The organism is Rhizobium anhuiense (assembly GCF_003985145.1).
GTDB classification, from domain to species: domain Bacteria; phylum Pseudomonadota; class Alphaproteobacteria; order Rhizobiales; family Rhizobiaceae; genus Rhizobium; species Rhizobium anhuiense.
The window spans coordinates 892,825-905,401 of record NZ_ML133521.1; the positions used below are offsets into that span (position 1 = coordinate 892,825).

Here is a 12,577-nt window from a genome sequence, read left to right on the forward strand (position 1 = left end):
CCGAGCGGAAAAATCTTTTGCCGCATCGCCCATGAGGGCTATATCGTCCGTGTGATTATGCTGGATTGGATGCTATGACCGACACTGTTCTCGACCGCTTTCTCCGCTATGTCGTCATCGACACGCAATCCGATCCTTCCTCGTCGACGCAGCCGACCACCGCCAAGCAGAAGGACCTCGGACGGGTTCTGGTCGAGGAGCTGCTGAAGATTGGTCTTGCGGACGCACATCTCGACAAACACGGCTATGTCTATGCGACCATCCCGGCCAATAGCGACAAGACGGTTCCGGTCATTTGTTTCTGCTCGCATATGGATACGGCGCCCGATTTCAGCGGCACTGGCGTCAAGCCGCAGATCGTCAGAAATTATGCGGGTGGGGATATCAGGCTTGCCGGCGACACCAGCCGGGTGATCCGCGTCAGCGATCATCCCGAACTGAAGAACCAGATCGGCAACGACATCGTCACCACCGATGGCACGACATTGCTCGGCGCCGACGACAAGGCCGGACTGGCGGAGATCATGGCCGCCGCCCAGATCCTCGTCGACAATCCCGATATCAGGCACGGGACGATCAAGATCCTGTTCACACCAGACGAGGAAGTCGGGCGCGGCGTCAACAAGGTCGACCTGAAGAAGCTCGGCGCCGACTTCGCCTATACGATGGACGGCGAGACATCAGGCCATATCGAGGACGAGACCTTCTCGGCCGATGGCGTCGAGATCGGCATATCCGGCGTGGCGATCCATCCCGGCTTCGCCAAGGACCGCATGGAAAACGCCATCAAGATCGCCGGCGCTATCATCGACCGGCTGCCTAGGGATGTCGCGCCTGAGACCACCGAGGGAAAGCAAGGCTTCATTCATCCCACAGGTGTGACCGGCTCGATGGAGAAGGCGACGCTCAGTCTGATCATCCGCGACTTCACTGACAAGGGGCTGGTGGAAAAGGAAACCACGCTCGAAGCCATCGTCAAGGACGTGATGTCAGCCTATCCGGGCTCGACCTATCGGTTCGAGGTGAAGGAGCAGTATCGCAACATGAAGGTGGTGCTCGACCGTCACCCGGAGATCGTCGACAACGCTGTCGAGGCGGTGCGCCGGGCGGGCATGACGCCGGTGCGCGGCAGCATCCGCGGCGGCACGGATGGCTCGCGCCTTTCCTTCATGGGATTGCCGTGCCCGAACATCTTCGCCGGCGGCCATGCTTTTCACTCGCCGCTCGAATGGGTGAGCCGGCAGGACATGGAAAAGGCCGTTAAGACGATCGTGGAACTGGCGAAGGTCTGGGAAGAGCGCGCCTAAAGCTTCTTGCCTCCAGCGCATCGGCGCGAAAATCGGAATCGATTTTTGAAAGCACGATGCGAGCGGTGAAAGTGTCAGTGCGTCCTTTGTGCGTCCGAAAGGACGCACAGCGCTATGGGCAGTTCTCAAATGGCGGGTTTAGCGACATTCGCCGGCAGGCTTTCGCGCAGCATCACGCTGTCATAGGCCGGGCGGGGAATGGGGATTGCAATCGGCATTCCCGGCTCGGGCTCGATTGACGGTGCCGGCCCCGGAGAAGTCACCGGCGCCGTGATCTGCATCGACGCCGTGCTCGCCGTGGCCATGGGGTCGGGAGCCGGGAGAGGAACGGGAACGGCCGAAGGGATCAGCGCCTCGAATTGCGGCGGCAGCATGCTTTCGCCAGGCACATAATTCATTGCCACCTCGTAGGAGGGCAGCGGCGGCGGCGTTTCAAGCATGCCGTTGGAATCGCGCTTCTCGTAGAAGGCGTTGCCGCCGGCGACCGTCACATAATGCATGTTGTCGTAGGGGAATTTCAGCCCTTCGGTGTGGAAGAACATCGCATCCTTCACCGCAGGATGGCGCGCGCCCTTGATAAGGATCGCATCCGCCGCGCTGGCAAGCTCCGTTTCCGCTTGCGGCTTGACTTCGCGAGTCATCACGCCGGGCGCGAACTGCCTTTTCTGGGCCACGATACCGCAGATGGACGTGGGATAGGCGCCTGAGGTGAGCCTGTTCATGACAACGGTCCCGACGGCCATGTAGCCGTCCTCATCCGAATGCTGCGATTCGAAATACATGGCGCGCTGCAGGCACTCGCGATCCTTGGCCGTGTAATTGAAGGTGACCTTTGCGGTTTGAACCTGCTTCGTCGTGGTCTTCGCCGCCGTTGCCGCCGGTTTCGATGTCGTCGTGCAGCCCGCGGCTGCCAGCCCTACGAACAAAATCCCGATCAGGGATTTTCCAAAGGAAATCTCCGCCCTCAACGCCAGGTGCCTCCTATCGGGATTAGTCCAGCCCTTTATGATTAACGCGCAAAATCTTTTACTCGTCATATGACTGAAATACAAACAACCTTAGATCACAAAAAGCCTGAAGGACTCTCGCCATGTGCGACTTCGGCGATGAGCCCTGATGCCGCCTGCTGCATAATTCCTGAAAATTAAGGAATTATGCAGCAACTCAAAAGGTTACAGCGCCGTTTGCGCGGCCTAAAAAGACGCGCGGAATAATCTCCATCAACTGCGGAACAGCTTCCAGCGGGTCGGCTTGAAGGCCACGCGGTTGCGGTCGAGTCTTTCCGCCTCGCTCGGCGGCAGCTCGATCTCGATATGCGGGCGGTCGTTGCCGATATCGAGTTCGATATGGCGGGTGCCGGCCACGCGGCGGCTGGAGACCGGCTGGCCGGCGATGCAGTTTTCAGCTGATTCGCAGAGCCTGACGTCATGCGGGCGGAAGTAGAGCTGCGCCGCGCCATCCGGTTCGCCCTCGGCATTGAGGCCGAGCGAGCGGCCGTCGAAGCGGATGTCGCCGTCCGATATCTCGACCTGCAGGCAGTTCGACTGGCCGATGAAGCCGAAGACGAAGGGAGAATTCGGATTGTCGTAGACCTGGTCCGGCGTGCCGACCTGTTCGATCGCCCCCTGGCTCATGACGACGACGCGGTCGGCAAGCTCCAGCGCCTCGTCCTGGTCGTGGGTGACGAAGACGGTGGTGTGTCCGGTGCGGTCGTGGATCTCGCGCAGCCACTTGCGCAGGTCCTTGCGCACCTGGGCGTCGAGCGCGCCGAAGGGTTCGTCGAGCAGCAGCACGTTCGGCTCGACGGCCATGGCGCGGGCCAGCGCCACGCGCTGGCGCTGGCCGCCGGAAAGCTGGGCCGGATAGCGTTTCTCAAGGCCGGAAAGCTGCACGAGTTCGAGCAGTTCCAGCGCCCGCCGGCGGATGTCGGCCTTCGGCGGTCGCCGCGCACCGCTTCTGACCTTCAGGCCGAAGGAGACGTTTTCGAGCACCGTCATGTAGCGGAACAGAGCGTAATGCTGGAAGACGAAGCCGATATTGCGCTGCTGCACCGATTTCTTCGAGGCATCTTCGTCGCCGAAGAAGATCAGTCCCTCGGTCGGGCTTTCCAGGCCGGCGATCAGGCGCAGCAATGTCGTCTTGCCGGAGCCCGAAGGGCCGAGCAGTGCGATCAGCTCGCCGGAGCGGATGTCGAGCGAGACATCGTGCAGCGCCGGAAAACGATCGAATTCCTTGCGAATGTTTTGAACGCGTACTTCCATTCCAAATCCTTCAGTGCCGCCGGCTGGCGGCGATTTCAGCGCTATAGCGCATTTCCAGCAGCGTCTTCAAAACAAGAGTCACGAGCGCGAGCAAGGCCAAAAGCGTGGCGACGGCAAAAGCACCGGTGAAATTATACTCGTTGTAGAGAATCTCCACCTGCAGCGGCATGGTGTTCGTCTGGCCGCGGATGTGGCCCGACACCACCGAGACGGCGCCGAATTCGCCCATGGCGCGGGCGTTGCAGAGCAGCACGCCGTAGAGCAGGCCCCATTTGATATTCGGTAGCGTCACGTACCAGAAGGTCTGCCAGCCGCTGGCGCCGAGCGAAAGAGCTGCCTCCTCGTCGGCAGTTCCCTGTTCCTGCATCAACGGGATCAGTTCGCGGGCGACGAAGGGGAAGGTGACGAACATCGTCGCGAGGATCAATCCCGGCACCGCAAATAGGATCTTGATGTCGTGCGCGCTGAACCACTGGCCAAGCCAGGTGCTGGAGCCGAACAGCAGAACGAAGACCAGACCCGATATGACGGGCGACACCGAGAAGGGCAGGTCGATCAGCGTCGTCAGGAAGGCCTTGCCCTTGAACTCGAACTTGGCGATCGCCCAGGCGGCGGCAACCCCGAAGATGAGGTTGAGCGGCACGCTGACGCCGGCAACGATCAGCGTCAGGCGAATCGCCGAGAAGGTCTCGGTATCGGCGAGCGCCTGGAAGAAGGGGGCAGGCCCCTTGCGGAAGGCCTCGACGAAGACGGCTGCAAGCGGCAGAAGCAGGATCAGCAGCAGGAAGATCAGCGAGATGGCGATCAGGGTGAAGCGCGCGATCCTGTTTTCGGTGGTCACCGAACGCAGCTTCGCGGGTTGAACGGTCGCATCAAGCGCCATAGCCGTACCTCCGCCTGCTCCAGCTCTGGATGAGGTTGATGACGAGCAGCATGGCGAACGAGATCACCAGCATGATTGCCGCAATGCCGGTCGCTGCCGCGTAATTATACTCTTCGAGTTTGATGATGATCAGCAGCGGCGCGATCTCCGATTTGAACGGCAGGTTGCCGGCGATGAAGATCACCGAGCCGTATTCGCCGACGCCGCGGGCAAAGGCGAGCGCGAAGCCGGTGAGCACGGCAGGCGCCAGCCCCGGCAGCAACACGCGGAAAATCGTCTGGAAGCGGTTGGCGCCGAGCGTTGCTGCGGCTTCCTCCACTTCCTTGTCGATTTCCTCCATGACCGGCTGCACGGTGCGCACCACGAAGGGCAGGCCGACGAAGATCAGCGCCACGACGATGCCGGCCGGCGTAAAGGCGATCTTGATACCGAGCGGCGTCAGAAACTGGCCGACCCAGCCATTCGGCGCATAGAGCGCCGCCAATGCGATGCCGGCGACGGCGGTCGGCAGCGCGAAGGGCAGGTCGACCATGGCATCGATGACGCGCTTGCCGGGGAAACGGTAGCGCACCAGCACCCAGGCAAGGATGATGCCAAAGATGGCGTTGATGGTCGCGGCGATGAAGGCGCTGCCGAAGCTGATGCGCAGCGCGTTCAATATGCGCTGATCGAACGCGATCGACCAGAATTGCTCCCAGCCGAGGGCGCTCGACCGGACGGCAAGGCCCGAGAGCGGGATGAGGATCAGAAGGGTGAGCCAGGTCAAGGTAAGGCCGAGCGCCATTCCGAAACCCGGAATGACGCTCGGCCGCTTGAACCGCCACCGCGTGGGGCTATGTGCTTTCATGAAGTCTATTATTGGGCCGGCTTGTAGATTTGGTCAAATACGCCGCCGTCGCCGAAGAATTTCGGCTGTGCGTCCTTCCAGCCGCCGAAGTCGTCGATGGTCGCCAGCGTCAGCTTCGGGAAGCGGGCGATGTCGGCCGGATCGGCGGCTTCAGGCTTGATCGGCCGGTAGAAGTGCTTGGCGGCGATCTTCTGGCCTTCGTCCGAATAGAGGTAGTTGAGATAGGCTTCGGCGACCTTGCGCGTGCCCTTCTTGTCGACATTGCCGTCGACGACGGCGACCGGCGGGTCGGCGCGGATGGAGAAGGCCGGCGTTACGATCTCGAACTGGTCGGGACCGAGCTCTTCAAGCGAAAGATAGGCTTCGTTTTCCCAGGCGAGCAGCACGTCGCCGAGGCCGCGCTGGACGAAGGTGGTCGTCGCGCCGCGGGCGCCGGTATCGAGAACCGGAACGTGCTGTAGCAGTTTCGTCACATATTCCTGCGCCTTGGCGTCGTCGCCGCCATTCGCCTGCTTGGCCCATGCCCAGGCGGCCAGGAAGTTCCAGCGGGCGCCGCCCGAGGTCTTCGGGTTCGGGGTGATGACCTGCACGTCGTCCTTGATCAGGTCGCCCCAATCCTTGATGCCCTTCGGGTTGCCCTTGCGGACCAGGAAGACGATCGTCGACGTATAGGGCGTTGAATTGTTGGGCAGTTTGGACTTCCAGTCGGCCGGGATCTTGCCGGTCTTCTTGGCGATGGCGTCGATATCGCCTTCGAGGGCCAGGGTGACCACGTCTGCGTCGAGGCCGTCGATGACGGAGCGGGCCTGCGCGCCGGAGCCGCCATGCGATGCCTGGATCGTCACGGTTTCACCGGTGTCCTTCTGCCACTTGGCGGCAAAGGCGGCGTTGAAATCCTTATACAATTCGCGGGTCGGATCGTAGGAAACGTTAAGAAGCGTCTGATCCGCGAATGCAGGAGCGATGCTCCCGATTGCGAAGCTGCCTGCCATGACCGCGGCTGCGATGAGCCGGGTGAGCCGTTGTGTCTGCATTGGGGAACCCTCCGTGTTTGTGCCTAAACACTATCAAGTCAGTCGTATAATGAAACGAAGGTTCTTCCGGTTCCGGCACTGCCGTTAGAATGTCATTCCATTTAAGGGGCAATTTGGAAATGGACGTGCCGAAGTTGGCCGCGGCCAATGGGGTCAGCTACGGCCGTGCGGCAGGACCGTGTTTTTTTCGCCACAGTTCCTCCACGAAAACGACATGGTCCGGCAGATTTTTGCCTGGATTTTGCCGCGATGACACTTGCGGATTCCTATATGGCCTCCGTGCGGTCGTATTCACCGGCCGCTACGCGGGGGCAACCCTTGAAGTGCGCCTCGCATTCCAAACCTGTTAGGGCCATTCAAAATGAATATCAGAACTATGCTTTTTGCCTCCGTTGCCGCCCTTGCCGCGGCCTCCGGAGCCCGCGCAGCCGACGCCATCGTGGCGGCGGAACCCGAGCCCGTGGAATATGTTCGCGTTTGCGACGCCTATGGGACCGGCTATTTTTATATTCCGGGAACGGAAACATGCCTTTCGATCGGCGGTTACATCCGTACCGAAGTGCGCTTCGGTGACGACATAGCCGGCGATTCCGACGTAAACTTCTGGACTCGCGGTCAGGTCACCTTCCAGGCCAAGAACGACACCGAGTACGGTACGCTCACCGGCGTCATCACCCTGCGTTACAATGTCGACAATGCCTCCGACCAGGAAGCTTTGCTTGACGAAGGTTATCTCGACATCGCCGGCTTCCGCGTCGGTAAGCTGTACAGCTGGTGGGATGACGACATGAGCGGCGAGACCGATACGCTCGCCAGCAACGAGACGACCCATAACTCGATCCGTTATCAGTACGAGTCCGGCGCTTTCGCGGCCGGCATCTCGGTCGACGAGCTGGAAGACGACTACGCCACCAAGCCGGGCGAAGGCCCGAACAACTTCGGTGTCGCAGGCCAGGTCTCCTACAAGGCCGGCGCCATCAGCGCCTACCTGCTTGCCGGTTATGACACCGACACCAGCGAAGTCGCTGTCCGCGGCATCGTCTATGCCGATATCGGCCCTGGCACGCTCGGCATTGCCGGCGTATGGGCGAGCGGCGCCAACTACTACTACGAAGAGTCCGAATGGACGATCGCAGCAGAATACGCCCTGAAGATCAACGACAAGTGGTCGGTCACCCCCGGCTTCCAGTACTTCGAAAACATCGCTCTCGAAGCTGACGGCAATGGCTTCACCGGCGGCAGCGCCTACACCACAGGTGTCACGATCGACTACCAGATTGTCGAAGACCTGCGTTCGAAGCTCAGCGTGCAATATCACGATGAGGACGAAGGCGACGACGAAGTGTTCGGCTTCCTGCGCTTCCAGCGCGACTTCTAAAATCGTCTGATTGCAGACAAATGGGGCGCGACCTTCGGGCCGCGCCTTTTTCACACCCGGGAATCGGCGATGAAATCGGAATAGAATTCGTCGACCGTCCTTGCCTTGCGCATGGCGGCAAGCACGCCGTCCGATTGCAGCCGCCTGGCGATGGCGGACAGCACGTTCAAATATTCGCCGCGATTGTTTTCCCCGAAGAGCAGCACGACGGCGATGTCCGTCGCAATATCGTCGATCGCTTCGAAATCCAGCGGCTGGGCGAAGCGGAGGAGAAGGCCGCGCGGGCTGGTCATGCCGTCGATCGCCGCATGGGGAATGGCGATGCCGTTGCCGATGCCGGTGGAGCCGAGCTTTTCACGCGCTTCGAGCGCCTTCAGGATGGCCTGGCCGTCGATGGAAAAAGCCTTTGCCGCCTTGTCCGCGATGGTCTGCAGCGCACGCCATTTGGTCGGCGCCGACACGCCGATGAAGGTGTGTTCCGGCCGGATGATGTTGGGAAGATTCATGTCATTCTCAATGCTGTTCGGCTCAATACTGTTCGGGCAGCGGGAGGCAGGGGAGGTCAATCCGGTTCCCTGAGCCGGTAGCCGACGCCGGTCTCGGTGGTGATATAGTGCGGCTGGTCGGGAATCTGCTCGACCTTTTGCCGCAGCTGCCGGACGTAGACGCGCAGATACTGCACATCCGCCGCCGGCCCCCATACCTGTTTCAGAAGAAACTGGTGTGTCAGCACCTTGCCAGCATGCTGGGCGAGCACGCGCAGAATGTCGTATTCCTTCGGCGACAATTTTATTTCGTTGCCGTCGACCTTGACGATGCGCTTGACGAGATCGATCGACAGGCCGCCGGTCTGGAAGATCGCCTTTTCGCCCTGCTGCTGCAGGCGGTGGCGCAACGCCACACGGATGCGGGCGCCGAGCTCGTTGATGCCGAAGGGCTTGGTGACGTAATCGTCGGCGCCGCTTTCCAGCGCCTTGACGATACCGGCCTCGTCGGTGCGGCTGGACAGGATCACGACGGGCATGGAAAGCCCTTCGTCGCGCCACTCCTGTAAGAGGTCGTGGCCTGGTTTGTCGGGCAGGCCGAGGTCGAGCACGATGAGGTCGGGCATGTCGTCGGCGACCGACTGCCGGGCGGCGCTGGCGTTCGGCGCTTCCTGCACCTCGTAACCCTGCGCGGTCAGGCCGACGCGGAGCAGCTTGCGGATTGGAGGCTCGTCGTCGACGACGAGGATTTTGACGGCTGAACCGGTCATCTGAGTTCGTCCAGTTTCGGAATGTCGTTGGGTTTCGGCAGGCGGATGGTGAACACCGCGCCCGGACGGCCCGTCCGGTTGCCGGCGGTGATCGTGCCGCCCATCGCCTCGATGAAGCCGCGGCAGATGGAAAGGCCAAGCCCGGTGCCGGCGCGCACCTGATCGCCTTTGCGCACGCGGTAGAAGGTATCGAAGACCCGGGTGAGATCGGCCGGCGGGATGCCGGGGCCTTCGTCCGAAACCTGGATGACGACGTTGTCGGCATCGGCCCAGCCCTCGATGTGGATCACCGATCCCTCGGGCGCGTATTTCGCGGCATTGTCGAGCAGGTTGAAGATCACCTGCTCGAACAGGACGGGATCGACGCGCACCATCGGCAGGTCGGCGGGAATGCTCATCTCGGTCTTGTGGCCGTCGAGGATCTTGGCGGCACGGCGCAGCGCGCTGCCGATGATATCGCCGGCATAATGCAGCGCATGGTTCGGCTCCATCGCACCGGATTCGATCTTGGTCATGTCGAGCAGGTTGGCGATGAAGCGGTTGAGGCGCTCGGATTCGTCGACGACGGTCGACAGCAGGTCGCTGCGGTCCTCCTCCGGCATCGAGGCGAAATAGTCGCGCAGCGTGCCGGCGGCGCCGAGGATGGCGGCAAGCGGTGTCTTCAGATCGTGCGAGATCGAGGTCAGCAAAGCCGAGCGCAGCCGGTCGGCTTCGGCCGCAAGTCTTGCCCGGTCGACATCGGCGACGAGCTGGACGCGTTCGATGGCAAGGGCTGCCTGGTCGGCCAGCGCATCGAGCAGCCGCTGCTGCTCCGGCGTCAGCAGCGGACCATCGCGGCGGTCGCTGTCGAGGCCGATGACGCCGACGGCGGCGCGCCCGGTTCGGAGCGGCACGTAGAGGCGCTTGGCGCCGGGCAGGGTATCGGCGCCGCGGCCGGCGGCGTGATTGTGCTCCCAGGCCCAGCGGGCGGCGGCGATGTCGGCATCGTCGAGCGTGTCGTCGGGCGGATAACCGGCCTTGACGGCGATCGTGCCTTCTTCCGGCAGCAGCAGCACGACGCGGACCTTCAGCATCGAGGCAAGCTGGAAGGCGGTCGCCCAGAGCACGTCGTCGAGCGTACCGGTGCCGGCGAGTTTCTTGGAAAAGAGATAGAGATCCTCCGTCGTGCGCGCCCGCTGGCGCGCGGACGCCGCCTGGCGCTGCACGGTGGCGGTCAGATTGCTGGCGATGATGGCGACGCCCAGGAAGAAGAACAGGGCCAGCACGCTTTCCGGATCGCTGATCGTCAGCGTGTAGCGCGGCGGCAGGAAGAAGAAGTTGAAGGATAAAGCGCTGAGGATGCAGCTGTAAAGCGCCGGCCGCAGTCCATGGAGGACGGCGGAGGTCAGCACCGCCATCAGGAAGACGAGGGCGAGGTTGCGCACGTCGAGCACCTGGTCGAGCACGACGCTGACGCCGAGCGCGATGGCGACATAACCGGTCGCCAGCAGGTAGGCCCTGAAATCCAGTTCCGGCGCCGTGGCGGCCGCCCTGACGCCGCGCGCGGTGGTGCCGTCCTTCTCATTGCCTGAAATGACATGGACGCTGATCTCGCCGGTCTTGCGGATCAGTTCGTCGGTGATCGAGCGATGCCACCAATCGCGCCATGTCGGCTTCTTCGGGGCGCCGATGACGATATGGGTGACGTTGTTGGTGGTGGCGTGGCGGACGAGCTCTTCGGCGACTTCGCGGCCGGGAAGGGTGATCGCTTCACCACCGAGCTGCTCGGCAAGACGCAGCGTGGATGCAACGGTATCGCGCTCGGCCTCGGTGAGATTGATCGAGCGGTTGGTCTCGATATAGACGGCAGCCCAGGGCGCGCGCAGCCGCGAGGCCATGCGGGCGGCGTAGCGTACCAGCGAGGCGGAGCGCGGATGGTGGTCGATCGAGACGAGGACGCGTTCGCCCGCCGCCCAGGGGCCTGATATGGCATGGGCCTGCATGTGCGTGAGCAGCTGGTCGTCGACGCGCTGGGCGGTCTTGCGCAGCGCCAGTTCCCTGAGCGCCGTCAGATTGCCGGGCGTGAAATAATTGGTCAGCGCCCGCTCGGCGGTGCGCGGCATATAGACCTTGCCGTCATGCAGGCGCTTGATCAGATCATCCGGCGTCAAGTCGATGATCTCGACGTCGTCGGCAAGGTCGATGATCGAGTCCGGCACCGTCTCGCGCACGCGGATGCGGGTGATCTGCGAGACGACGTCGTTCAGGCTCTCGACATGCTGGATGTTCAGCGTCGTATAGACGTCGATGCCGCGATCGAGCAATTCCTTGACGTCGAGGTAACGCTTCGGATGGCGGCTGCCCTCTGCATTGGTATGGGCGAGTTCGTCGACCAGCACGAGATCGGGCCGGCGGGCGAGGATACCGTCGAGATCCATTTCCTCGAGCGGCCGGCCCTTGTAGCTGATTTCGACGCGGGGAATGATCTCGAAACCGGCGACGAGCGCTTCGGTCTCCTTGCGACCGTGGGTCTCGACGACGCCGATGACGACATCGAGACCGTCGGCGATCTTGGCCCGGCCGGAGATCAGCATCTCGTAAGTCTTGCCGACGCCGGGCGCGGCACCCAGAAAAATCTTCAGACGGCCACGCGACTCCGCCCTGGCTTTTTCGAGAAGCGCATCGGGCGAGGGCCTGCCGGCCTGGTCGCGATTGTCGTCTGGCATGTAGTTCGGTCTTTCTGCAGATGGCCACCGAGAATGCGTTACGTCTCCGTATCCCTCGTCAACTCAGTTTAGCCGAGGTGCCGGCATGGTTTGGCTCAGCAGGCGGATGGCATTCCTGACACAAATGTCTGCGCCGTAAGTGGTGCGTTACGCCCGCCCCATCCTCCGTCATGCTCGGTCTTGAGCCGAGCATCCACAGCCGCATCCACCGTTAGCTGCGGCATGGATCCTCGGGTCAAGCCCGAGGATGACGGAGAATGGGGTTGGCCTTGTTGCCAACCGGCACTGAACCTGCCAACCCTCACTCAGTCATAGAAGCATCAAGGCTCTGGTTCAACGCCAGAACATTGACAGTGGGTTCGCCGAGAAGGCCGAGCTCGCGGCCTTGAACGGCGCCATCGACCAACGCCTTGACCCTGGCCTCATCCAGGCTTCGCGCTTTGGCGACGCGCGGCACCTGGAAATAGGCGGCCTCCGGCGAAATATGGGGATCGAGGCCGCTGCCCGAAGCGGTGACGAGGTCGGCCGGTACCGCCGCGCTCGGGTTTGCCGCCTTGGCGGCCTCATAATCGCTCTTGACGCGGTCGATCAGCTTCTGGCTGGTCGGGCCGAGGTTCGAGCCGCTGGAGGCGGCGGCATTGTAGCCGTCGCCGGCGGCCGACGGGCGACCGTGGAAATACTTGTCGCTGGTGAAGGCCTGGCCGATCAGCGTTGAGCCGATCACCTGGCCGTTCTTCTCGACCAGGCTGCCGTTTGCCTGGGTTGGGAAGAGGGCCTGGGCGGCGCCGGTCATGGCGAGCGGATAGAGAAGGCCTGTTATGGCGGTGGTGGCGACAATCATGACGACCGCCGGACGAAGTTCTTTCAACATTGTTCTGACTCCTTGGAGTGTTTCAGGCCAATTTTG

Annotated in this window: 11 protein-coding genes; 2 read left to right on the top strand and 9 right to left on the bottom strand. The window is 62.3% G+C overall.

Features of this window, described 5'->3' with window-relative positions; genetic code table 11:
• Positions 1-74: 74 nt before the first annotated feature.
• Complete coding sequence (pepT, locus tag EEQ99_RS04360) at positions 75-1,307, top strand: peptidase T (RefSeq protein WP_097622720.1); 1,233 nt, start codon at positions 75-77, stop codon at positions 1,305-1,307.
• 125 nt (positions 1,308-1,432) lie between these two features.
• Here pepT and EEQ99_RS04365 read toward each other — a convergent pair whose 3' ends face one another.
• The 5 genes from EEQ99_RS04365 to EEQ99_RS04385 form a co-directional block, all read right to left on the bottom strand.
• Positions 1,433-2,275, bottom strand: coding sequence for a cell wall hydrolase (locus tag EEQ99_RS04365; RefSeq protein WP_047614901.1), 843 nt, complete (start codon positions 2,273-2,275; stop codon positions 1,433-1,435).
• Positions 2,276-2,527: 252 nt separating this feature from the next.
• Positions 2,528-3,568, bottom strand: a complete 1,041-nt coding sequence (locus EEQ99_RS04370; protein WP_047612928.1) for a sulfate/molybdate ABC transporter ATP-binding protein — start codon at positions 3,566-3,568, stop codon at positions 2,528-2,530.
• Positions 3,569-3,578: 10 nt separating this feature from the next.
• Positions 3,579-4,451, bottom strand: coding sequence for a sulfate ABC transporter permease subunit CysW (gene cysW / locus EEQ99_RS04375; protein ID WP_047612930.1), 873 nt, complete (start codon positions 4,449-4,451; stop codon positions 3,579-3,581).
• Positions 4,441-5,298 carry a sulfate ABC transporter permease subunit CysT gene (cysT, locus tag EEQ99_RS04380; RefSeq protein WP_047612932.1) on the bottom strand — a complete coding sequence of 286 codons (858 nt, stop codon included), beginning with the start codon at positions 5,296-5,298 and terminating at the stop codon, positions 4,441-4,443. The genes cysW and cysT overlap by 11 nt, the downstream gene beginning before the upstream one ends.
• An 8-nt stretch (positions 5,299-5,306) precedes the next feature.
• Positions 5,307-6,332: a sulfate ABC transporter substrate-binding protein gene (locus EEQ99_RS04385; RefSeq protein WP_047612933.1), complete on the bottom strand. Its 1,026-nt coding sequence runs from the start codon at positions 6,330-6,332 to the stop codon at positions 5,307-5,309.
• A gap of 361 nt (positions 6,333-6,693) precedes the next feature.
• Here EEQ99_RS04385 and EEQ99_RS04390 point away from each other — a divergent pair, with 361 nt between their 5' ends.
• On the top strand, positions 6,694-7,710 hold the full coding sequence (locus EEQ99_RS04390) for a porin (RefSeq protein WP_028756382.1): 1,017 nt from the start codon (positions 6,694-6,696) through the stop codon (positions 7,708-7,710).
• Positions 7,711-7,760: 50 nt separating this feature from the next.
• On the opposite strand, the gene EEQ99_RS04395 is transcribed toward EEQ99_RS04390, so the two are convergent.
• The 4 genes from EEQ99_RS04395 to kdpC all read right to left on the bottom strand — a co-directional run bounded on the left by EEQ99_RS04395 (position 7,761) and on the right by kdpC (position 12,541).
• Positions 7,761-8,216, bottom strand: a complete 456-nt coding sequence (locus EEQ99_RS04395; RefSeq protein ID WP_047614905.1) for a PTS sugar transporter subunit IIA — start codon at positions 8,214-8,216, stop codon at positions 7,761-7,763.
• A gap of 56 nt (positions 8,217-8,272) precedes the next feature.
• Complete coding sequence (locus EEQ99_RS04400) at positions 8,273-8,965, bottom strand: response regulator transcription factor (RefSeq protein WP_047614906.1); 693 nt, start codon at positions 8,963-8,965, stop codon at positions 8,273-8,275.
• Complete coding sequence (locus EEQ99_RS04405) at positions 8,962-11,670, bottom strand: sensor histidine kinase (RefSeq protein ID WP_063476023.1); 2,709 nt, start codon at positions 11,668-11,670, stop codon at positions 8,962-8,964. Before EEQ99_RS04405 ends, EEQ99_RS04400 begins: the two co-directional genes overlap by 4 nt.
• Positions 11,671-11,971: 301 nt before the next feature.
• Positions 11,972-12,541 (bottom strand): potassium-transporting ATPase subunit KdpC, encoded by a 570-nt coding sequence (kdpC, locus tag EEQ99_RS04410; RefSeq protein ID WP_047612936.1) that lies wholly within the window; start codon positions 12,539-12,541, stop codon positions 11,972-11,974.
• Positions 12,542-12,577: the final 36 nt, after the last annotated feature.

Bases quoted from the DNA above. Each gene is read 5' to 3' on its own strand.
- pepT (WP_097622720.1), top strand. From the start codon at position 75: ATGACCGACACTGTTCTCGACCGCTTTCTCCGCTATGTCGTCATCGAC.
- EEQ99_RS04370 (WP_047612928.1), bottom strand. From the start codon at position 3,568: ATGGAAGTACGCGTTCAAAACATTCGCAAGGAATTCGATCGTTTTCCG.
- cysW (WP_047612930.1), bottom strand. From the start codon at position 4,451: ATGGCGCTTGATGCGACCGTTCAACCCGCGAAGCTGCGTTCGGTGACC.
- cysT (WP_047612932.1), bottom strand. From the start codon at position 5,298: ATGAAAGCACATAGCCCCACGCGGTGGCGGTTCAAGCGGCCGAGCGTC.
- EEQ99_RS04385 (WP_047612933.1), bottom strand. From the start codon at position 6,332: ATGCAGACACAACGGCTCACCCGGCTCATCGCAGCCGCGGTCATGGCA.
- EEQ99_RS04390 (WP_028756382.1), top strand. From the start codon at position 6,694: ATGAATATCAGAACTATGCTTTTTGCCTCCGTTGCCGCCCTTGCCGCG.
- EEQ99_RS04395 (WP_047614905.1), bottom strand. From the start codon at position 8,216: ATGAATCTTCCCAACATCATCCGGCCGGAACACACCTTCATCGGCGTG.
- EEQ99_RS04400 (WP_047614906.1), bottom strand. From the start codon at position 8,965: ATGACCGGTTCAGCCGTCAAAATCCTCGTCGTCGACGACGAGCCTCCA.
- EEQ99_RS04405 (WP_063476023.1), bottom strand. From the start codon at position 11,670: ATGCCAGACGACAATCGCGACCAGGCCGGCAGGCCCTCGCCCGATGCG.
- kdpC (WP_047612936.1), bottom strand. From the start codon at position 12,541: ATGTTGAAAGAACTTCGTCCGGCGGTCGTCATGATTGTCGCCACCACC.